The following is a 21699-nucleotide window of genomic DNA, read 5'->3' as shown; positions in this document are numbered from 1 at the left end:
AAATGATAACGGAAAATCGCGAAGTTGAAGCCTTAGTTGAAAAGTTTGGAGAAGCACTCTCGCAGGAGTATTCGAAGAACACAGACCGCAGCGCAATCATTATCGATTATGTGATGGGCAAAGAGGAGCAATTTCCGGATTTGCTGCCTGATTCGATGCAATATGCCTATCGTTCGATGGATCTGTTTGAGAAGCTTGCGAAGAAGGATGACGGCGATGTGTTTTTTCGTGCGGGTGCGCTCATGCTGCGAATGGGACTGAACGCTAGCCGAAGCTATTATTGGCAGGGATATAGCCTTAATATCTGCATGGGCCCCGAGCATTATGCTCTAGGACTGGCGGGAAAAAGCAAAGCGGGAAGCCAGCGCTTGCAAGCACTGCTGCCACGAATGGAGAGAATACATAAATTTGCCGGGGATAAGGCGATTATGGATGAGCTGAAAAGCAGGGTTGGCAAATGCAATTTTGGCAAAAAGGATGCTGGAGATACAGGCATTATTATTAATACGCTGCTGCTTCTAAAGCTGTACTCCCTGCTTGATGATTCGTCGACTCATCAATTTAACAGCCAAAGACTCGCGAGTGAGTTTCCGGAAATATTGCAAGCGGTATTGGCCGAAAATTCGGAGCAGCTTCGCGAGCTATTGAATGCTGCGGTGAAGCCGATCATCGCGTTCCCGTTCAAAGCAAAGGAAAACTATTCCGTTCGGGAGCTGAGTGTAGATTTTATAACAGGCCAACGAGAAAAAGCGCTTGCGGCTCACTATCCTGATCTCCAAGCACAGGAGAACGAAGAAGTTTCCCGCCTCCAATTTAATCGGACATTGACCCAGATTCATAGCGCTTTGTTATATGTCATTAACGTTAAAGGCGGCAAGCAGCTGTTTCTGGACGCGCCGGGGGATGTAGGCTTAGCGCTGCTTGATGCAGTCAGAACGCTGCATGAAGTATATCCGCTTGAGGTCCGCCAGCATTTGCTTGCCCTCGACAGACGCGCCAAAAAGCCGGACGAGCTGCTGGAGGGCATCGTTCCTTTCCAGGAGCCTTATGAGTTAATTGAACGTCTTAGTGGAGAGCTGAATAGCTATATGGTGCCGTGGAGCGCGCTGCAAAGCTATGTGCTTAGTGTGCCGGATCAAGCTTTGCGTGCTTATGAAATTTTACGTTCGGCGTATTACAAAGCTTATTTGCATAAGGTTCTCACAGATGGCGGGATCGCATTGCCGGATGAAGCTGGCACACTTACGCATGCCGTATTCGCCGTATTGAGGGGACAATCGGATGGAGGACGTCATGGCCTGTTTCTCGCCCGTTATTTGGAAGGGGAAACCTCCTTCGAGGATTACTGGAAGGATGAAACGAATCGCTCGTTGTTTGACCCAAGGAACCGGGACAGCAAACGCAAAAGCCTGCTTGTAGCTGTAAGCTTCTTGCCTCCCGAATCGCCTTATACTAGGCGGCTGGCCATTTTGATTTCTCGACCGGAATGCGATGCGCTGACTCTCGTGTCGGAAATGTACCATTCCAATTCGTTTAGCGGACAAAAGCTGCTGGAGCTTTATGGGGAAGATCCTGAGGTGAGCCGTGAGCGCCTGCTTTCGGGCTTGCTGATGCTTAATGGCATGAGAGATTATTACTACCGTTCGATGCCGCAATCCGAATATCGGTCGATTATTAGGAATAATTTGACGGATTCATTGAAGCAGTATAAAAATTTACCTACAGATTCCCGGCTGACAGTGCTCGAAATTGCTTTTGAGGATCGCGATGCGTTGACCCTTGAACAGCTGACGGAAGCGATCCGTGCGGGGCTGCTGGATTCGTCGAAGAAGGCAAGCGGAGCTGCGCTGGCTGAATTCAGCCGAGTGCCGGATAAAACGCTGTATTTAACCCTTTATCGCACCGAGAAAAAAGCAGCGATTAAAGAGCTGGTGCTGGACGCCCTGCGCAGCGTTCAGGGGTGCAAGGACGCTTACGAGCAATTGCTGTCAACGGAAAAAGGAGAAGACTGGCGCACGCTCATTCAAATTTTGCTGGATACGGCCGATTTAAGCCCTGCTCATGCGCATGCAGCGCTTGCAGAGCAAGCGGATGCCAAAAAAACAGCCCGCCTCAGCTGGCTGTCTGTGAACGATTTGCCTGCATTAATGGATTTGGAGGGGAAGCAGGTAGATGACCGAATCAAGTCGTATTTAATGCTTCAATCGATGGATCATACGACGGCTCCGAATGAGCGCTTGAACGAGCTGCGTTCTTATGTAAACAGCGAGTCACTTTCAAATTTCGCAGCGGAGCTCATTCAGCTGTGGATTCAAAGCGAAGCGCCTGCGAAGGAAAAATGGGTGCTGTATGTAGGCGCATTGTTCGGTGACCGGAGGCTTATACAAATTTTAGCTCCGCAAATTAAGGAATGGACGGAAAACAGCCGCGGCGCAATGGCGGCGGAAGCGGTCAAGGCTTTATCTTATTTAAGCGAGCCTGCCGCATTAATGGCCATTGACAAGATCAAGCGAACCGTCAAAAACCGCCAGGTGAAGGGCGCGGCTGAAGAGGCGCTGCAGCTGGCAGCGGAAAATCAAGGACTTACACCAGAGCAGCTCGAAGACCGCTTGGTCACGTCGCTTGGCTTTGATGATAAGGGCGCTCAGCTATTCAGCTATGGCGAGCGTACCTTCCAGGTGAAGGTGAACCGGAGTCTGGAGGTTATCGTCATCAATGAAGAAACGGGCAAACCGCTCAAAAGCTTGCCTGCGCCTGGGCAAAAGGATGATGCGGAGCTGGCTGCGAAAGCGAAGACCAACTTCAATTTGCTCAAAAAAGATTTGAAAACGATGGTGGCAATCCAAGCGCAGCGGCTGGAAGAGTCGCTGTCCAAGCAGCGATTATGGACCGCCGAAGAATGGACGGCGCTGTTCGTGGGCAATATCGTCATGCAGAAGTTTGCTGTTGGCCTCATCTGGGGCGTATATGAGCAAGGTGAACTCTCGGATACGTTCCGTTATATGGAGGACGGCACCTTTAACACGGTAGATGAAGACGAATACGAGCTCGCTGAGGGTGCGAAAGTCGGCTTGATTCATCCGCTTGAACTGGATCAGGAAACGCTTGAGGGCTGGAAATCACAGCTGGACGATTATGAGATTAAGCAGCCATTTGAGCAGTTGAATCGCCAAATCCATCTGGTGGCAGAAGAAAGTCAGCAAAGCACGGTATACGAGGATTTGCCAGGCTCAGAGTTTTCGCCTACAGCGTTCCCTAAGGCGCTTGAGAAATTTGGCTGGTACAAAGGCCATGCTCAGGATGGAGGCTATTATACTGAGCTGTACAAGGACTATGGCGATTGGCTTGCTGAGCTGCGTTTTAGCGGGACTAGCATCACCTATTACGAAGGATTGGAAGACATTACACTGGAGCAGCTGCAATTCCATGCGAATGGAAAAGGCCAATATAGCTATTACAGTGATATTCCGGCTCTAGCTTTGGGCAAAATTCCAGGTCGTGTATTCAGTGAAACGATCTATGATATTTTGCGGGCATCAGGACGCTAGCATGTCAGCCGCCGCATTTGAAACAAGCTTTAAGCAGTTTGCCAAGCTATGTACCGAGGATTATTTGGTTCGGCATTCGAATAAAGGCTTATATAATCGGGCGTTAAAGGATATCGGCAAAGGCATTGACGTCAAATATGCTTGGGGAGAAGCAGCCGTCAGCTGTGAGTTAAATGATGGAACGATCTGCACACTGGGAAATACGCTGACAAATTGGAAATGTACATGTCCATCAGAAAGCTTATGCAAGCATGTGCTGATTGCCATATTGTTTTACGAACAGCAGCAGCCGTCTTCTTCTTCCGAAGAGAATGAAGAGGGAGTAGGCAGCGAAGCTCAGCTGGATGGGGACGCTGACCGCTTCAATTGGCTGCTGGCGGCAGAGCTTTCTCCGCTCATTAAACCGTTTAATGTTTCCCTTGTGGAGGAAGTGCTGTTTCGGCTGCGCTACCCGGAAGAGCTGGAAGTGGCAGAAAATGCGCTTCTTACGATCTGTCTCAAGCTTCAAGGAGCTGAGGTTTCGTTCACCGAGGAAGCAAATCCGGCTAAGGCGCTTTGCAAAATAAAGGAGAGGGCAGGCGAGCTGTTAAAGCTGGAAGCCTTGCTGCGTTACCGCGCTTTAAAGGGGCTGGATGATCAGGAAGCACTGCGCGGCAAAGTGTATAAGGTCTCTTTTTCGCTAGATACCGTAAGGGAATGCAAAGAGCTGCTGACTGCGATGCTGCGGACGGGACTTGCCCGTCTGCCCCAGTCGTATATGGCACAGCTGGAAACGCTCGCTGTCACAGCACGCAGTGGCCAGCTGCCGGACGTAGAGCGCGGCTTGCGCGGCATTCAGGGCGAGCTTGAGCTGTTTTTCAACCGGCATGTGCGATTTTCCATGCAAGAGCTGCTGGATCGCGTCACCAAGCTGTATCTTGCTTTGGAGCTGCTCGAACGGGAGACGCTTCCTGCTGCTCAGAAGGAGCGGCTTATCGGGGCTTTTCGCAGCAAATATTATGCGCTGCCCAAGCTGCGCCTGTACGGTCTCGGCGCCGATCCGTGGGAGACGCGTTCAGGCTATAGAGGCATCACCTATTATATGTACGGGCTCGATGATCAGCAGGTATACACCTATAGTGACGCACGCGCAGTGTATTATGAAGGCAGTGATTTTTCATTTGCCAAGCATTATGCCGGCTACTCGCCTTGGCTTGCGAGCTTGACGATGCGCCAGTTTGCGGGAGAAGAGCTGGTGTTCGAGCACATTAAAGTGAACGAGGAGCGCAGGATATCCTCAGGCGAGGGAGCGAGCCTTACGCTTGTTGCAAGGCAACCCATTAACGAAATTAATGTGGGGCAGCTCACCTCAGATTTGCCAGCTTTACGGCAGGCTGGAGTGGGGCAGCCGACATTATTTTCAGACGTAAAGGAACAGCTTGTCTTAATTAAGCTGGCGCGAATCACAGGGAATCGGTTCGATAAAAGCTCGCAGAGCCTCTTACTCGAAGTAGAGGATGAAGCAGGCGAGCAGTTGGAGCTGGTTCTTCCTTATCAAGCGGATTGGGAAAAAACCGTCAAACGTTTGGAAGCTGGTTACGGCGCTGCATCGCTGGAACAGTTTTATGCATTTGTGCGCATAGAGGGCGGTCAGGCTTATCCGATCAGTTTCTTGCATAACACGAAGTTGATCAGCTTAAAGCTGGATATGTAGGGCAAATAAGCAATTGGAAAAAGGAGCGGCGGGAATGGCTTTAGAGCAGGTTTACGATGGATTGCAGCGGCTGCGCAGCTGGTTTGAGGAGCTGCTGCTTCGTGGGACCGCGCAGCTTGCCTTGAAGGATATCGAATGGCTGGAGCGGGAGGCGGAGGAAGCTGCCCGCTTGCAAATGGACTTTCTGTCTACGCTGCTCAAGCAAGTAGCCAGCGAAGGGCGCAAAATGGTACTGGGAGGCGGGGAGGAGCAGCAATTGCTTTTTCATAGCTCCCGTCTTTATCAGTATGTTCAGCTTGCTGAGCAGAAGTAACAAGCCTCCTTGTATTAGGAAGGCTATCAGCTTGTTAGCTGGAGCCTCTTCCAGCATGCCAAAAGAAGGAACCGGACACTGCGGCGCTGCGCAGGTCGGTTCCTTCTCTTTTTTTGGGAATATGAATGTATTATAGCTTATTCTGCAAGCGGAATGAGTATGGTGAATTCTGGGTACGGAGCATAAGGATCACGCCCCATCGGATAAAATTCCAAATGCGTCAAGCCATCCGAAAGCGGCCTATGTCCGTTTTGTTTGATCCAGTTATACACGTATTTGTAGGAAGCTTCTATGTTTTCGTTCGCGTGATGATCGTATGTGGCATAGGTCAGACTGGGAATAGAAAGACTGTACATGCCTTCGGGCACACAGCCTACTGCCTCAGCCTGAACGGCCGCATAATGAGTAAAGCCTGTGTTTGTCGTGTGAAAAGAAAGCCCGAGCAGCTTATCGCGCTCCCGCACATGGTTGATTTCGGTTACACGCTGCTGCAATTGCTTCTGAATGTCTTTGATTCCGCCTGCTGCTGCTTCGGCAAAGGTACCTTCCCATTGTAGTCCTACGACGTGAAAAGCTTCGCGCTCTGTAAGAACTACCTCCTTCAAAACGTTCATTCTAATCCCTCCTGTGCTGGACTATTTGCCTTTCGAGCGTAAACGGCTGTCGCCATCCTTTGGCGGCAAAGCTTCCGTTTCGCGTAGAAATATAGAGAAAGTAGTACGAAATCATATACTTTCCTATATTTCGAGCGTAAACGGCTGTCGCCATCCTTTGGCGGCAAAGCTTCCGTTTCGCGTAGAAATATAGAGAAAGTAGTACGAAATCATATACTTTCCTATATTTCGAGCGTAAACGGCTGTCACCATCCTTTGGCGGCAAAACTTCCGTTTCGCGTAGAAATATAGAGAAAGTATGAACAAATCATATCTTTCCTATATTTCAAGCAAAAATGGTACGTGAAACGCTTTCAATTTCCTAAACCGCTGCACGTCCACTGCCGTCTTGTTATCCTGTTCAGCCGTTTAGAGACTATTCTATTATTTCTCTATAAGCGGGGGATTTCCTTTTGCATTTATGGGAAAATTTAAGAGGTTTTGTGTCATCTAAATGGCAGCTGAAAAAGCTAGAATCGCTGCCGCGCAAGGGATAAGAAGCGGAAAATTCAATCTTTCCCCTTTGAAACAGGTCTAAATGGAGAGAAGCATGGCGAGAATAAATACTAGAGAAGACTTTATTGTTAAAAATAAAAGCATTTATAAGTTACACACTTATAATGGCTTATATTTCACCCGCGAAACGGTAGCTTAGCCGCCAGAGGACGGCTTCAGCCGTTTACGCTTGAGAGGAAGGCAGGTTGTCTAATGATGATTCATTCAAAATATCAATCTACCGCTCGGCAAGAGGAGACGGATGTGTGGCAGGAGCTGCCGCAGGTGCTTATTCATCGCATGCTTCAGCGTGTGGAAGGCGTTTTGCTAGGCAAGAGAGAATTGGTCAGGCAAATGTTCACCGCGCTGCTGGCGGGTGGGCATGTGCTGCTCGAGGATAAGCCGGGAGTCGGCAAAACCGTGTTAGCAGAAGCCTGTGCCCGTGTCATTGGCGGGGAGTTCAAGCGCATTCAGTTCACATCGGACATGCTGCCGTCGGATGTGCTCGGCGGAGCGGTATGGGATGCGGCTCGAGGCGAGCTGAAGTATGTAGCAGGCCCGATCATGGGCAATGTCGTGCTGGCGGATGAAATCAACCGTGCTTCTCCCCGTACCCAGTCTGCATTGCTTGAAGCGATGGAGGAACGGCGGATTACGGTGGATGGAGAGACAAGGGCGCTCCCGTCGCCGTTTATGCTGATTGCTACGCAAAATCCGCTGCGTTTTGAAGGGACGAGCCGGCTGCCGGAGGCACAGCTGGACCGTTTTATGATGCGGCTGTCTATTGGGTATCCCGAGCCGCAGTTTGAGAAGCAATTGCTGGAGCAATATGCTGATGGGCAGCGGCAGGAGCCTCATAAAATCAGGCCCGTGCTTATGCCGGAGGAATGGCTGCGGATGCAGCGGGAAGTGCGCTTGGCCCATGTGCATCCTGGCCTGATTGAATATATGGTGCAAGTGGCAGACGCTTCGCGGAAAATGCCTGAGCTGTCGCTTGCGATGAGCCCGCGTGCCGGCAGGGACTGGCTGAGAGCAGCGCAGGCCTCAGCTTATTTGGAAGGCAGAGGTTATGTGCTTCCAGATGATTTGCTGGCGACAGGCGAAGCGGTGCTGACGCATCGGCTGGAGGTTTATCCAGGAGCGCCGGGGCGGATGACAGCAGCGAAGCTTGCACGGCAACTGCTGCACACTACACCGCTTCCAGCTGCCGTGCTGCCGCAGGCTGCAGGAGGGCGGCGCTAATGGCGGTTTCCAGTGTGGATCACGAGGCAGTGAAGATCGGGCAAGGAGATGCTGGGGAAGGGCTAGCGAAAGCGGCGAGTAATGAGCAAGCGGCAGAAGAGGAGCATGAGCTCGGACCGCAAAGGCTGGGCCGGACGCGGTGGGGAGTATGGGTGGTTCTGCTAGCGGGCTGGTGTGCGGCCCTTGCGGCTGTTTTTCAGCGGGGGTTGGCAGTGGAGTGGTTTATGCTCGCCGTGCTTGGCTGCATCATGCTGCTTAGCGCCGGACTGCCTTGGCTCGCTATACAGGGCCTAAAGGTGAGCCGCCAGCTTGACGAAGACAAAATTCGCGATGGGGGAGAGGTTGGGGTGCAGCTCATGCTGGGCCGAGCTTATCCTATTCCCTTCGTTTGGCTGGCGCTTGAAGATACGATGGTCAATGGGAGTACAGCAAAGCAGGAGAGAGTCTCCTACCGCTATGCGGCTCAGCTTCTTTTTGAAACGGGACTGGCGCTTAGTTATAGGGCGCAGCTTATTCGGCGCGGGGAGCATAGCTTTGAGGCGGTTACCGTGACGGTAAGCGATTATTTAGGATTAACGGCTGTGAGCCGAACGTTTGCTTGCCGCAGCGGGCTGCTTGCGGTGCCTGCGCTGCCAGAGGCTGTAGCGGCTCCGGGTGCGGCGGCGCTTCGGGGCAGCGGCTTGGCGGCTGTTATTAGGCTGGACCCGGGCAAGATGGATGCTCAGGAGGCGGGCTCAGGGCGTGAGCCGTCTGAACATCAGCATGCGGGCAAACAGGCAGGAATTGGCCCAGAGATGCGGCCGTACCGGGAAGGGGATTCGCTGCGCCATGTCAATTGGAGGGTAGCTGCGCGTGGACGCGGGCTGCATACGAAGGAGCATGGCACAGCGCTTCATCGACCATTGGTGCTCATGGCGATCGACAACACGGAAAGCGCCTATGACAGCGACGAAAGGTTTTTTGATGCCTGCGCCGGTTGGGCTGCCGGTGTGCTGGAGCAGGATCATAGGGCGGGAAACCGGGTGCAGCTCATTGCTGGTCAGGCGTTCAATGACGATGGCGCGGCGGGAGCATGGGCAGGCGTGAAAGCGGCATCGATACGACCATCAGCATCGGCACAGCCAGATCGCGGCGCTGGAATGTTTTCGGGAGCGGAAGTGGATGAGCGGCAGGAGGGGGAGGCCAGAAGCTCAGTGAACGCGGAGCTAAATACATGGCTGGAAACGGATGCACCTGGGAACAGCAGCACAACTGAAAGTATGCAAGCGGTGCTGGAGCAGCTTGCACGGCTGAAGCTGGTGCAAAATGGCCGGTTTGTGACAAGGGTAAGCGGGGAGCTGGACCAAATGTCTAGAGGCGGCATATTGCGCTGCTTCACCGCCGATTGGCGCAATAGCGCTAGCTGGGGGCAGTTGGCCTCCCGAGCAGCGGAGCAGGGCTGCCAAGTGCTGCTGTATATGCTGATTAAGCAAAGCACGCCTACCTTTGCAATGCGTGAGCAGCAGAAATGGCTGGAGAGCTTCGGTGTCCGCACCTATTGGCTGACATATCCGGAGCGGATGAACGAACAGCCGCAGCTAACGAAGGGAAGGATTCGTTATGGCGATATTTAATGCGCAGGGGGAGCCGACATTCGGCTACCGCATATGGACGAGCTTGCTGCTGTTTGGCCTGCTTGCCGAGTGGATGCTTCCATGGTCGGAGGCTGGCAGCCGTTATTATATTGATGTGGCTCAGCCTCTAATTTTATTTGTAGGCTGTATTGCTATAGCGGGCTTGCTGCGCGCGCCCTGGTATATCATGCTTGTCGTTTATGCGGCCATTGGCATTACAAGCATGATGCGTCTGTATAAAGGCCCGAATGCGGGTCCAATAGAGTGGGCATCTGGTTTTGCCAGCCGCTTTGCTGAGGAAGTGGGTGGACTTTTCGGGATGGGAGCAGCAGCATGGGGCATGTCAACAGAGCTGCAGGCACTGCTGCTGTTTACCGGCTTCGCACTGCTCGTGCCCGCGCTGCAGGCTTTAATTTGGCTGCGCCAGCTAGGGCTGGCTTTGGCGGGCATAACGGCAGGGTATTTGATTTTGCTGCATGCATGGCTTGGCATAGATGTGCTGAATGCGCTGCTGCGCGTGACGGTGGAGGGCATGCTGCTTGGGGCGATAGTCATGTTCGCACGGATGAGAAGGCTGCAGGGGGAAGAGAGCCGGGAGGAAGCGCAGACAGCAACTTATCGCTGGTCGACTTCCGCTTTCGTTGTTGTGGGGTTGTGTCTGGGCGCCGGACTTCTGCTTTCCGGAGGGAAATCCGCTGCAAATAGCCCCGCAGCTTGGACGGAGCCACTAACCGCAAGGCTGGAGCAGTATGTGCTTGGTCTGGAGCACGGCAATCCGAAGGCTGCGCTTGCTTCGGCAGATGCAAGCGGCAGCTACGCTTCCACGGGCTATGGATTTGATGACAGCACATTAGGAGCGCCGCTAAAGCAGGATGAACGAATTGTTTTTACGGGGCTGTCTCCTGTGCGGACATATTGGCGCGGGGAGACGAAAGCCTTTTATACCGGCAAAGGGTGGCAGGAAACGGAGCAGCGTTTGACGCTGCTGCCTATTCCAAATGGTGGAGAGCGGATTGTGTCCGCTAATGGCGAGGGAAGTGTGGAGGAAGATAGTGAGGCGGTAGAGGCCATTGCAGAGGCAGCGATAGAGGTAGAGGCAGATACAGCGAAAAAGACAGAGACAGATATACAGACAGATGCAGATACAGCGAAAAAGACAGAGACAGATATAGAGACAGATGCAGATATAGCGAAAAAGACAGCTACAGAGACAGATGTAGAGATAAAGATAGATAAAGATGCAGATATAAAGATAGATACAGTGACAGGTGCAGAGGCTGGAGAAGACAGGGATATAAAAAGCCAAGGGACAGGCGCGGAGACAGCCGTCAGCCCAGAGCGAGTCGTCGTTCAAACGGTGCTCCTTAAACAGGCGGAGCGAGGCTTTCCGCTTTTTATGGGCGGAACCTCGGGTACTTTGCTGGATATAACCTCCTCGGAGCCAAAAAGCAAGCTGAGCACTTATTTAAAAAATGAAGCGTCGGGCGCGCTGTACGCCCCTTCGGATAAGGTGCTTATAGATAGGTACACCGTTCAGACGCTGCTTCCCGTGATGGATGAAGCTGCCTTGCGCAGTGGCGGTATTCAAGCGGGAGAGAAGGAAGCACTGGCCGAGTATTTACAGCTGCCGGAATCGCTGCCGAGCCGTGTTGCTGCACTGGCAGCCGAGGTATCGGGGGGCGGATTAACGAGCCGCTATGATCAGGTGAAGGCGGTTGAAACTTATTTGCGAAGCAGCTATACCTATTCGGCTGAAAATAGTGCGCTCCCTAAAGGTGGAGCAGATTTCGTGGACGATTTTTTGTTTAAGCAGCATGAAGGGTATTGCGTACATTTTTCCAGTGCGATGGTCATTATGCTTCGTACACAAGGCATACCAGCTAGATGGGTGAAGGGCTTTGCGCCCGGCACCGTATCTTCGGAGCAGCCGGATGCACGAAATGATACCGCCCATGCAGGAGTGAAGCTGACCGCCTATGAGGTGAAAAGCAAGGATGCCCATGCTTGGGTAGAAGTGTACTTCTCAGGAGCAGGTTGGGTGCCTTTTGATCCGACGCCGGGGTATGGCGGCGAGGGAACAGCCGCGGGAGCAGCGCTCGCGGGCTTGGCCGGCGGCACAGCCGGCAGTGCGGCGGCAGGCGGCGAAGGGGCCGCCGGAGCTTTTGCCAGCGCTGCTGCGCGCCCGATAGGGCAGCGCGCGCAAGCGCTGGCTGTGGCGGCGGCTGAGCAGGCCGCCACGGCTCTCGCGCAAGGGGCGGATGCCCTTGCGCGTGCGGCGCTTGGCGCCGCCGAGGCAGCGGCGGGGGCGACGCCCGCCGCTAAAGGCGCCGCAGGCGCGGCTGCGCTGGCGCTGGCAGCCGTGCTCTGCGCTGCGGCGCAGCATAGGCGGCTGCGCCTGCGGCTGGCGCTGCGCCGCTACAGCGCCGCCTCCCGCGGCGGGACGCCGGACCGCGGCAGCGCCGGCGTCCAAAAGCAGTTTGCCGCAGTATCGGCGGCAATCTGGCCACAGCTGGACCGCTGCGTAGCCAAAAGGCAGCCGCAGCAAACAGCAAGGCAATACGCAGCAGCGCAAGCCGCTCTGCTGCCCACCTCCCAGGCCGAAGCCTTGCAGCGCTTCGTCACCTGGGATGACGCCGCCCGCTATGGGCAGCGGCGTGCCTGGCAAGCGCCGCTGCCGGAGGAGCTGTCGGCAGCGGTCGCCCTATTATGTGCCCGCAGGCATTCCGCGCGGCGCACATAACCAATCGGAGCAAGCCAGCTCCATCAGCTTGCTCCGCATCTCCAAAGAAGCAGGCAGTCCACTAACCATGCGACTGCCTGCTTCTTCTTTTTCCCCATCATACTCCCATCCTTCCTCACCGTTCCCATTCATCTTAGTCATACCAGGAGCTCCCTAAGCTCAAACGACGCACAGACAAAAGGCTAGTGATGAGAACCATTTTCAACTATAATAAAATGGAGCTTAAAAGGACAGATAACGCTTATCTGTATCGGGATGTGAATTGAGTGAATCGAATGAATCGTATGAACTGGAATGACCAGCTGTTGTTGTGGCATGAAGCGACTGTTAAATTGCTTGATATCAGGCATGTGGCTTTGGGGAAAAATGAAGAGCTGCGCGGCTATTTATTGCCTTCCAGCAGCTTTATATGGATAACGCGCGGACAAGCGTTGGTGACACTGGATGGGGAGAACTATGCTGCCCAGCGCTTTCGCCTGCTGCATGGTGGCAAGGGGATGTGCCTAAACATTGTTCCGTCAGCGGATGTAATCGAATACGATCTTATTTTTTATAAAGGACATTTGGCTGGTCAAGGCAATCGAAAGCTTCAGCAGCTAATGGAGCACAGCAATCCGTTTCAAATCCAATACGGCTTTGCTCCGCAGAACCCGCTTGCGCTGCATACGATTGTGCGGAAAATGGAGGAAAGCTGGGGCAAGCTAAGCATGCTGGACAAGCTGGGCTCGAAGGGGCTGCTTTATCAGTTTGTGCATGAGTTGATGGGCCAGCTTACGGCTCAGGAAATTGCCGCAATTCGGCCAGACTTGGTATGGCAGGCGATTCGTTATATCGAAGACAACTACCCGGAGCCGATTACAGTTGAAGGTCTGGCAGGGCTGCTAGGCTGCAGTGCCAGCTATTTGTCGCGTTTATTCAAAAAACAGCTGGCAACGACGCCGAACGACTATTTGATAAAAGTTCGCATGGATCACGCCAAGCAGCTGCTTTCGGACACGCAAGCTACGCTGCAGGAAATTGCGGCGAGCACCGGTTATCTGGATGTGTATTATTTTAGCCGTGTGTTCAAAAAGCATACCGGATTGCCGCCGCTTCGCTTCCGCTCCCGAGCCTCAAGCGGCAAATTAGTTCAGAATAATCCATTTCATCGGTCAGGGCAAGCCATTGTCCCCCATCCAACCCACAGCTACAATTACAATGATAATAGTTATCAACCAGTTGGAGAGGGAGATTTAGCAATGTATAAGGAATTAAAATTGTCGATGGCTGCTGTTATGCTGCTTTGCATGGCTCTATTGTTCAGCGGGTGCGCAGGTTCTGCGGCCGTAAATGATCGCTCGATAACGGCAGAAGCGTCGGCAACGGGGGAAAACAGCGCGGTGCAGCAAGCGCTGCAAACCAAGGTTGTACAGCATGTAATGGGCGAGACGGAAATTCCGGTTAACCCGCAGCGAATAGCGGCAAGTGGCCTAGAGGATATTTTGCTGGCGCTTGACGCACCTATTGTGCAGGCACAGGCGATGAAGGGCCAGTATTTATATGAAACGCTGCAGGAGAAAAACATTCCGGCCATTTACACGCCAGACAGCTTGAACTATGAGGCTATTTTGGATGCGAAGCCGGATTTGATTATGGCCCATTTGCTGCCGACCGATAAAGAAAGTTATGAAAAATTGAGCAAAATCGCTCCAACGATCGTTTACGATCGTGGTGACTGGAAAACATCCATGGCAGCTATCGGCAAAGCCATCGATCGGGAAGAGCAAGCTCAGGCAGTCATTGATGCGTACAATGAGAAGCTGGAGCAAACCAAAGAAGCTGTTGCGAAGGCTGTAGGCGCCAATAATTCCGTCGCGTTTATTCGCCCGTCTCAAAGCGATGTGCAGGTCTTTTTCCCGGCGTTCGCATACACTAGCCTTGTCTACAAGGATGTTGGCTTAGCTACGGATGCCTCTGTCGTAGAATTGGAGCAGAAGGAAGAAGAGGGCATATGGGGAGTAGGCGAGTCGCTGGAGAAGCTGCCCGAAATAACGGCTGACCATTTATTTGTGACGGTTGGCGGATCATTTGATTCGGAGGAAGAAGCTCAGACGGCTTTGACTGAACTGGATGAAATCGAACAAATGAAAGTGTGGCAGGAAATTCCGGCCGTAAAAAAAGGCAATGTGCACAAAGTATCAGCGAGACATTGGATGCTGAATGGGCCAACAGCTGACAGCATGAAGCTGGACGATGTGCTCCAGGCACTCGTTAAATCTTAAAGCAGCGCAGCAGCTCTGTAGGGGGCCTTCCGTCATGGAAGGTCCTTTTTACCGCCGTTATACTACCTTTTTTATCCATATGAGGCGCTTCTCCTTTAAAAAAGAAGGATTATCGTCGCTCAGCCTTGACTCGCTCAAAGCGCCTTATATATAATTACTACATTAATTGAGGGAGGCTCGGTAATGAACAAGCCAAATGAAATCATCATTGTTCTGGACTTCGGAGGACAATACAATCAGCTAATCGCACGTCGCATTCGTGATTTGGGCGTATACAGCGAGTTGCTGCCATTTAATACATCGGTTGAGCGCATTCGTGAAATTCAGCCGAAAGGGATTGTGTTCTCAGGAGGTCCAGCCAGCGTATACGAAACGAACTCGCCGCTTGTTGACCCGGCAATCTACGATCTGGGAATTCCGATCTTTGGCATTTGCTACGGCATGCAGCTGATGTCGCATCAATTGGAAGGTAAAGTAGAGCGCGCAGGCAAACGGGAATACGGTAAAGCAGAGGTTGATTTTACGCCGGACAGCCGTTTGACGCAAGGCCTAGACGCTCGCCAGACCGTATGGATGAGCCACAGCGATCTCGTAGTAGAGCCGCCAACAGGCTTCAACGTTGACGCAAGCACGGAGCATGCTCCAATTGCGGCAATGAGCAACCCGGACAAGCACTTCTATGCGGTGCAATTCCATCCGGAGGTTCGTCACTCTGTATTCGGCAATGAAATGATTCGCAACTTCCTCTACAACATTTGCGACTGTGACGGCAACTGGTCGATGGAGACATTTATCGAGGATACAATCCGCGATATTCGCGATCAGGTTGGTGACAAGAAGGTACTATGCGCCCTTTCCGGCGGTGTAGATTCCTCCGTTGTTGCGATTTTGCTGCACAAGGCGATCGGCGATCAGCTTACTTGTATGTTTATTGACCACGGCTTGCTCCGCAAGGATGAAGCAGAAGGCGTTATGGAAACATTCGTGGGCAAATTCGATATGAAGGTTGTCAAAATCGATGCAAGAGAGCGTTTTATGAGCAAGCTTGCGGGTGTTGACGATCCTGAGCAAAAACGTAAAATTATCGGCAACGAATTCATTTACGTTTTCCAGGAAGAGTCGGATAAATTCGATGACTTTGAATTTTTGGCGCAAGGCACGCTGTATACGGATATCGTAGAGAGCGGTACAGCTACAGCCCAAACGATCAAGTCCCACCACAATGTCGGCGGATTGCCGGAAGACATTAAATTCAAGCTTGTAGAGCCGCTTAAAGCGCTATTCAAGGATGAGGTTCGTAAAGTCGGTTCCGAGTGCGGATTGCCAGATGCCATCGTATGGCGTCAGCCATTCCCAGGTCCAGGCCTTGCGATTCGCGTGCTTGGCGAAGTAACCGAAGAGAAGCTGACGATCGTACGCGAGTCGGATGCGATTCTTCGCGATGAAATTGCCAAGGCTGGTCTCGACCGCGAAATTTGGCAATACTTTACTGCGCTTCCGAACATGAAGAGCGTAGGCGTTATGGGCGATGCCCGCACGTATTCCTACACCGTAGGTATCCGCGCCGTTACGTCGATTGACGGAATGACAGCAGACTGGGCGCGTATCCCTTGGGATGTGCTTGAGAAAATCTCCGTTCGTATCGTAAACGAAGTGGACAACGTTAACCGTATCGTTTATGACGTTACGTCTAAACCACCAGCTACGATTGAGTGGGAATAGTCGTAACGTAGCATAATCAAAAAACTCTCTTTCTTTTGCGCTTAATGGCAATGGAAAGAGAGTTTTTTTATATTCAGCACCCATTAAACGCTTGTCACATGCTCCTCGCAATCCATAGAGCAGAAGCCGTGATGGGTCTCCTCGCAGTCCGGGCATACAATATGCTGACGGTGACAAGTATCATCGGCGCAGTTAATATAGGTTTCCGCGGGAGCTTCGCAGTGATAGCATTTTCCGACGACGACAGCTTCATCCGTGCGGTTAATGGTCACCGAAATCCGCTCATCGAACACATAACATTTACCATCAAAAAGCTTTCCTTGAACTTCCTCGTCTTTGCCATAGGTGACAATGCCGCCATCAAGCTGATAGACATCCTTGAAGCCTTCGCTTAGCATGACGCCAGTCAGCTTCTCGCAGCGGATACCGCCAGTACAATAAGTAATGATCGGCTTGTCCTTCATATCCGCCATATTTTCGCGAAGCCATTCCGGAAATTCCTTGAAGGTTTTAAGATCAGGCCTGATCGCATTGCGGAAATGTCCGAGATCGTATTCGTAATCGCTTCGGCCATCAAGCACGATGACATCTTCTCTTTGCAAATAGTCGTGGAACTCTTTGGGAGACAAATGCGTTCCAGTTAACGTATTAGGATCAAGCGGTTTGTCGTAGCGGAGAGTAACGAGCTCCTTTTTATAACGGACAAACATTTTTGGGAATGCATGCTGATCAGCTTCATCAATCTTAAATACCATATCGGCAAATAACGGATTGGAGAGCAGGTCTCGCATATATTGCTCGGTTTGCTCAATCGTTCCGGAAACCGTGCCATTAATGCCTTCGTCCGCAATAAGAATGCGGCCTCGCACGTTTAACTCCTTGCAGTAAGCCAGATGTTCGGCTGCGAATGGCTCCGCATCGGGGATCGCAACAAATTTATAATACAATAAGACCTGATAATTGGAATGGTTGTTCATTGCCAAATTCCTTTCTGTAACTAAGTTGAGAACATATTATATTGTAATAGACATAGGACATGTTCACAACACCAACTGTGCTTATAATTTCGTTAGGATGACATCGTTTTTTAATCCAATCCAGTCATTTTCTGCTAAATTAAGCTCGAAACCACCTATAACGATGTAATTGACTTTAATATAGCTTAGTTATAAGATATGTATAAGATAGACAGAAGGTATAGAGAGGATGCAGGTGGAAATGGAGAATTTGAAACTCGAGTATTACCTCAAGCTATTTCAAACCTTCGAGATACTGGAGCGGAAATGGATTAAGGATTGGAATCAGAACAATCAAGTGGGACTTTCAAAAAGTCATATTAGAATACTTGGAATATTAAATGACAAAGGCCCTCAAAGACCCTCTAAGCTGGCGGACGACCTAAACATAACGACGGGCGGCATAACGCTGCTTACAAAAAAAATGCTTGATGACGGCTATATCATCCGGTCAGAGGGCCATCGGGACCGCAGAGTGGTGCAGTTGGAAATCAGCGCTACAGGCAAAGACATTTTAGCCACAGCGCAAGAAGAAATTAATCGGCTCATGGAAAATATGTTTAATAAGATGACGTTGGAAGAAATGCAGACAATGGCTGCACTTTTAAACAAGCTGCTATAAACAATAGAAATGGAGTGCATACAAATGAGCGTAGTTTGGACCAAAGACAACATCACAGATGTGTCAGAGCAAGTAGTCATTATTACAGGCGCGAATAGCGGGTTAGGTTTTGAAACAGCAGCAGCACTAGCTGAAAGAAAGGCGAAGGTTATATTAGCTGTTCGGAACATGGAGAAGGGAAGCGAGGCAGTCGGCAAAATAAAGTCGCTCTATCCGGGTGCACATGTGACACCGATGCAGCTCGACCTTGGTGATTTGAATAGCGTTAGGACGTTCGCTGCAGATTTTATGAATCAATATGAGTCGCTGTCTATTCTTATCAATAATGCAGGCATTATGATTCCGCCGCTTCGCTTGACCAAGGATGGCTTTGAATCACAGTTTGGCGGAAACCATTTGGGCCATTTTGCACTGACAGGCCTGCTCTTGCCAACGTTAATTTCGACTCCAAATGCAAGAGTTGTTACCGTAAGCAGTATAGCTGCTCATAATGCCGCTATCGATTTTGACAATTTAGACGGTTCCAAGGGATACAGCGCTATAAAGTTTTATGGACAAAGCAAGCTGGCCAATCTCATGTTTGCCAGAGAGCTTCAAAATAAGCTGCGTTCCAATCATTTAGATGTGGCAAGCGTAGCCTGTCATCCGGGAATATCCAATACCAATTTATTTTCCTTCGGTTCAGGAAAACAGGCCAACACATTCATGCGTATGCTTACGGGTTTATTAAGTCAACCAGCACATATGGGGGCTTTGCCTACCTTGTATGCTGCTACAGCACCTACAATCAAGGGCGGGGAGTATATAGGCCCGGATGGCAGAGGCGGCAGGAAAGGTTATCCTAAGAGTGCCGAGATTATTAATAAATTATACGATGCTGATATTTCAAATCGGTTATGGAATATTTCAGAAAGCTTAACGGGTGTTTCTTACAAGTTCAACTAGAGTATATATGCCAATCAGAATTGTGCGGTTACTTTTTACTTAGCACTTATCCGAGGCTAATCTCATCTGGAAGCTAAAAAGAGGCTTAAAGACCGCCGCATGCGAGTGTTGCAGGGAGCAAGCAGCTCGGGGCGCGCTAACTCCTTTTTTGAAGGACTGAGTTTCCGCTATTCTGACATGTGAGACGATTTGAGACCTTAAGCGGACAGGGGAGCCGTTATGGCTCTTTCACGTCAAAATCATGTTTGGCAGTGCAATAGCGTCTCCTGAGTCCGCATTTCCTGCCATAGCCCGTGATTTGGTTGAAATAGCGTCTGCTGTGTCCGCGGAGAATATGCACGAAGCTTAAATAACTCCCTTCCGTGTGCGATAAACCGCAGCCTCAAGGGAACTTATTAATATTTGCGATGTGATGAGCTTACTTAGGAAACTGCAAGGGGATGAAATTGTTGAACAATCCCGCAGCTGTGATTTTTTCAGATTCACTAATTTCGGTTGTGCATACACTTAAAACTACGTAGCTTTGACAAGTGGTTACTTTCTCAATAATCGTTGTGCCGAGTAGGTCCACGCCCAAATTGATAATTAAACTGTTGCTTTCCTCTTTGATGTGCCCTTTCAGCCACTCGGCGTATTGCTGCTTGCTAGGAACCGTTACCGCGGCTATTACAAGTAGGAATAGAACGATGATAACCGTATATTTTTTCACAACCAACCATCCTTTATGTACATAGTCATATTTCTGAATCACTCGCGGTTTGCCAAGCTGCTTCAAGCCAAATACGATGCCTCAAATGTATTGGAATATGTTAGCCTGTATATAGGCATTATAGCTAGTTCGAAGCTTGAGAGGAATACAATTTTGGGAATTATTTGATTATAGCAGAAAAGGATGATAGGGATGAACAAGTATGGGGTGGTCGCCATTCATGCTGCGCGGCTCATTTTAGATGATGGCAATATTCAGCCCTTAACTGCGTGGAATTCAGCTGCTTCGAGTCTTTTTGGCGAAGGTACTTCTTCACAGAAAAAAAGGTGTCCTAAAAATTCCTTTCTTGGTTTATGTGAGGAAGGGCTAGTGCATGGTATACATAAAGGTAAATACACGGTTACTGATGGATCGCAGTTAAATAAGCAATATGCCATTTGTGCTGTTCAGATTTTACGAAGCCAGCCTGAACTAATAAATGATAAGTCAGGATTATGGAAGGAAGTTATGAAAGGTGTTCAGAAGAAACACAATTCACAAATGGATGTTGTACTCGCATTATGGAACAGTAAGTTAATCGTCGAGGAGTAAAAAAGGGGTATGCAGATTTTCTCAGGTGCGAATACGCAGCTACGCAAAGTCTTTAACGCATTCGCACCTTAAGAAAAGGTCTACCTATAATTTAACTTTCATTATTTTGTTTGCTTCGCCAGCCATTCCATAAGGGTGACGGCTTTACCGCCCACCTTCACAGGCTTGCCATTATAGTCGCTCAACACTTCATTGTTCAGTACATAAATCCAGGACCAATGGCCATTGTATTCATATGGATTGTTGTTTCCATTGCCTTTGACGTACTGGCCGCTCTTGTCGAGCACGGTGTCAAAATAAGAATAATGGACATCTGGTGCACCAGCAGCAATGAGCCGCTTATAGGTAGGCGTTGTGTTCTTTGAAGTATCTACGGTTTGATCCGCTCCGGCGGCCGTAAACCAGATCGGAACATTTTTAAGCTTGGCGATATCCCTGTTAGTTAACCAAGAGTCCAAATAGGCCTCTGCCGATGGATAAGCAGCTGCAAAATAATTAGGGTTCGCAAGAAGCATATTAAGGGTCATAAATCCGCCGTTTGAACAGCCGCCAATATAGATACGCTTCGGATCAATATTCGCTTTATTGTCTTTGACATATTGTTTGATTAAGGCCGTCAAGGCGCTTGTATACATGCTGCTGCCATCCTGCGTATATTGCCCGGTTCCGTTATTCATCCAGAAGGTAGGTGTTTGGGGTACAAGAACAGCTGCTTCGCCAAAAAACTTCTGTACAGAGTCTTCAGCTAATGCGGTTACCCGGTTGCCCAATAGGGCTATACGAGGGTCGGTTCCCCCTTCTCCAGCTCCGTGGAGCCAGATAATTAACGGGAGCTTCTTCTCGTCGGAATCAGGCACATAAGAGGCATAGGTAAGCGCAATGTTGCCATGTTTAGAGTCTTTATAATTGAATTTTCCTGTTGTATCAAATTTGTCGACAGTCTGTTCCAAGACCGTATGAGGAGTTTCCTTCGTCGTTGTCAAATCATTAATGGCGTTTCCGGCATTATCCTTGAGCACTTTCTGCTGAATGATTGTATATTGAATATCCACATATTGATTCGTAAAGGTTTGCAGATCATAGTTAAACGTGCTTGCAGTTGCAAGATCAGGATGAACGCTCATCTCAATCGTAATGTACCGGCCGGTTTGCTGATCCAGTTTATTGCCTTCCTCGTCGGAAAGGTAGGTGTTAGTTATTTTTCTGCTGCCGCTATCGAAGCCGTCATAGGAGCTTTGGGTTTCGAAGTTGAACATGGGATAATTGCGCTCCACCAATACCTTGAAGCTGTCAGTAGCCAGCGAGTTTCCTTGAATCGTGCTTCCGGTGTTCAGGACGATTTTATGCACGCTTGGCCCCCAGTCAAAGCCCTTCACAATGAGCGAGTAGGAAGGCTGTACAGATTTGGAATCTGAATTGTTTGCGCTTACATTTGTGAACGCAAAATTGGTTGAGGTAACCGCCAAAACAAGCAGGCTCGAAAATAATCCTTTGTTCATCTTCATGATCATACTCCTCCATTTCAATTGGCTGCTT

At 50.4% G+C, this 21699-nt stretch carries 16 protein-coding genes; 11 read left to right on the top strand and 5 right to left on the bottom strand.

What is annotated here, in order from left to right:
- Positions 1 to 2: 2 nt before the first annotated feature.
- Genes AC50YG_RS07880 through AC50YG_RS07870 form a run of 3 tightly spaced genes read left to right on the top strand, consistent with a single transcriptional unit; the run spans position 3 to position 5554 of the window.
- Entirely contained in the window at positions 3 to 3548 is a 3546-nt protein-coding gene (locus tag AC50YG_RS07880; protein ID WP_494825955.1) for a DUF4132 domain-containing protein, read from the top strand.
- Position 3549: 1 nt separating this feature from the next.
- Complete coding sequence (locus AC50YG_RS07875; RefSeq protein ID WP_494825953.1) at positions 3550 to 5241, top strand: hypothetical protein; 1692 nt, start codon at positions 3550 to 3552, stop codon at positions 5239 to 5241.
- Positions 5242 to 5275: 34 nt separating this feature from the next.
- Positions 5276 to 5554 carry a hypothetical protein gene (locus AC50YG_RS07870; protein ID WP_494825952.1) on the top strand — a complete coding sequence of 93 codons (279 nt, stop codon included), beginning with the start codon at positions 5276 to 5278 and terminating at the stop codon, positions 5552 to 5554.
- Between the two features lie 137 nt (positions 5555 to 5691).
- Here the strand turns inward: AC50YG_RS07870 and AC50YG_RS07865 are convergent, their stop codons facing one another.
- Positions 5692 to 6168 carry a GyrI-like domain-containing protein gene (locus AC50YG_RS07865; protein WP_473756629.1) on the bottom strand — a complete coding sequence of 159 codons (477 nt, stop codon included), beginning with the start codon at positions 6166 to 6168 and terminating at the stop codon, positions 5692 to 5694.
- Between the two features lie 747 nt (positions 6169 to 6915).
- Here AC50YG_RS07865 and AC50YG_RS07860 point away from each other — a divergent pair.
- From AC50YG_RS07860 to AC50YG_RS07850, 3 genes are read left to right on the top strand one after another with little or no spacing between them, the layout of a single operon-like run.
- Positions 6916 to 7944: an AAA family ATPase gene (locus AC50YG_RS07860; RefSeq protein ID WP_473756627.1), complete on the top strand. Its 1029-nt coding sequence runs from the start codon at positions 6916 to 6918 to the stop codon at positions 7942 to 7944.
- The gene (locus AC50YG_RS07855) at positions 7944 to 9557 is read left to right on the top strand and encodes a DUF58 domain-containing protein (protein ID WP_494825949.1); all 1614 of its coding nucleotides are present in this window, start codon (positions 7944 to 7946) and stop codon (positions 9555 to 9557) included. The genes AC50YG_RS07860 and AC50YG_RS07855 overlap by 1 nt, the downstream gene beginning before the upstream one ends.
- Positions 9544 to 12297 (top strand): transglutaminase-like domain-containing protein, encoded by a 2754-nt coding sequence (locus AC50YG_RS07850; protein WP_494825947.1) that lies wholly within the window; start codon positions 9544 to 9546, stop codon positions 12295 to 12297. The genes AC50YG_RS07855 and AC50YG_RS07850 overlap by 14 nt, the downstream gene beginning before the upstream one ends.
- Here the strand turns inward: AC50YG_RS07850 and AC50YG_RS07845 are convergent.
- On the bottom strand, positions 12262 to 12438 hold the full coding sequence (locus AC50YG_RS07845) for a hypothetical protein (protein WP_494825945.1): 177 nt from the start codon (positions 12436 to 12438) through the stop codon (positions 12262 to 12264). The two genes, AC50YG_RS07850 and AC50YG_RS07845, sit on opposite strands and share 36 nt — an antisense overlap.
- A 134-nt stretch (positions 12439 to 12572) precedes the next feature.
- Here AC50YG_RS07845 and AC50YG_RS07840 point away from each other — a divergent pair, with 134 nt between their 5' ends.
- Together AC50YG_RS07840 and guaA are read left to right on the top strand one after the other, a co-directional pair.
- On the top strand, positions 12573 to 14558 hold the full coding sequence (locus AC50YG_RS07840) for a helix-turn-helix domain-containing protein (protein ID WP_494826362.1): 1986 nt from the start codon (positions 12573 to 12575) through the stop codon (positions 14556 to 14558).
- A gap of 183 nt (positions 14559 to 14741) precedes the next feature.
- Positions 14742 to 16280 (top strand): glutamine-hydrolyzing GMP synthase, encoded by a 1539-nt coding sequence (gene guaA / locus AC50YG_RS07835; protein ID WP_494825943.1) that lies wholly within the window; start codon positions 14742 to 14744, stop codon positions 16278 to 16280.
- A gap of 83 nt (positions 16281 to 16363) precedes the next feature.
- Here the strand turns inward: guaA and trhO are convergent, their stop codons facing one another.
- Positions 16364 to 17257 (bottom strand): oxygen-dependent tRNA uridine(34) hydroxylase TrhO, encoded by an 894-nt coding sequence (trhO, locus tag AC50YG_RS07830; RefSeq protein WP_494825941.1) that lies wholly within the window; start codon positions 17255 to 17257, stop codon positions 16364 to 16366.
- A gap of 241 nt (positions 17258 to 17498) precedes the next feature.
- Between trhO and AC50YG_RS07825 the strand changes: the two genes are divergently transcribed.
- Positions 17499 to 17918 (top strand): MarR family winged helix-turn-helix transcriptional regulator, encoded by a 420-nt coding sequence (locus tag AC50YG_RS07825; RefSeq protein ID WP_341281023.1) that lies wholly within the window; start codon positions 17499 to 17501, stop codon positions 17916 to 17918.
- Between the two features lie 24 nt (positions 17919 to 17942).
- Complete coding sequence (locus tag AC50YG_RS07820; RefSeq protein WP_494825939.1) at positions 17943 to 18863, top strand: oxidoreductase; 921 nt, start codon at positions 17943 to 17945, stop codon at positions 18861 to 18863.
- Between the two features lie 418 nt (positions 18864 to 19281).
- Here AC50YG_RS07820 and AC50YG_RS07815 read toward each other — a convergent pair whose 3' ends face one another.
- Positions 19282 to 19572, bottom strand: a complete 291-nt coding sequence (locus tag AC50YG_RS07815; RefSeq protein WP_494825937.1) for a hypothetical protein — start codon at positions 19570 to 19572, stop codon at positions 19282 to 19284.
- Between the two features lie 192 nt (positions 19573 to 19764).
- Between AC50YG_RS07815 and AC50YG_RS07810 the strand changes: the two genes are divergently transcribed.
- Entirely contained in the window at positions 19765 to 20163 is a 399-nt protein-coding gene (locus AC50YG_RS07810; protein ID WP_494825935.1) for a DUF6979 family protein, read from the top strand.
- Between the two features lie 101 nt (positions 20164 to 20264).
- Here AC50YG_RS07810 and AC50YG_RS07805 read toward each other — a convergent pair whose 3' ends face one another.
- Positions 20265 to 21668, bottom strand: coding sequence for a prolyl oligopeptidase family serine peptidase (locus AC50YG_RS07805; protein WP_494825933.1), 1404 nt, complete (start codon positions 21666 to 21668; stop codon positions 20265 to 20267).
- Between the last annotated feature and the right edge of the window lie 31 nt (positions 21669 to 21699).

The sequence above is a fragment of the Paenibacillus sp. J31R34 genome, assembly GCF_059383715.1.
Note: the sequence above shows the minus strand (reverse complement) of the source record. Positions and strands in the feature narration are given on the sequence as shown.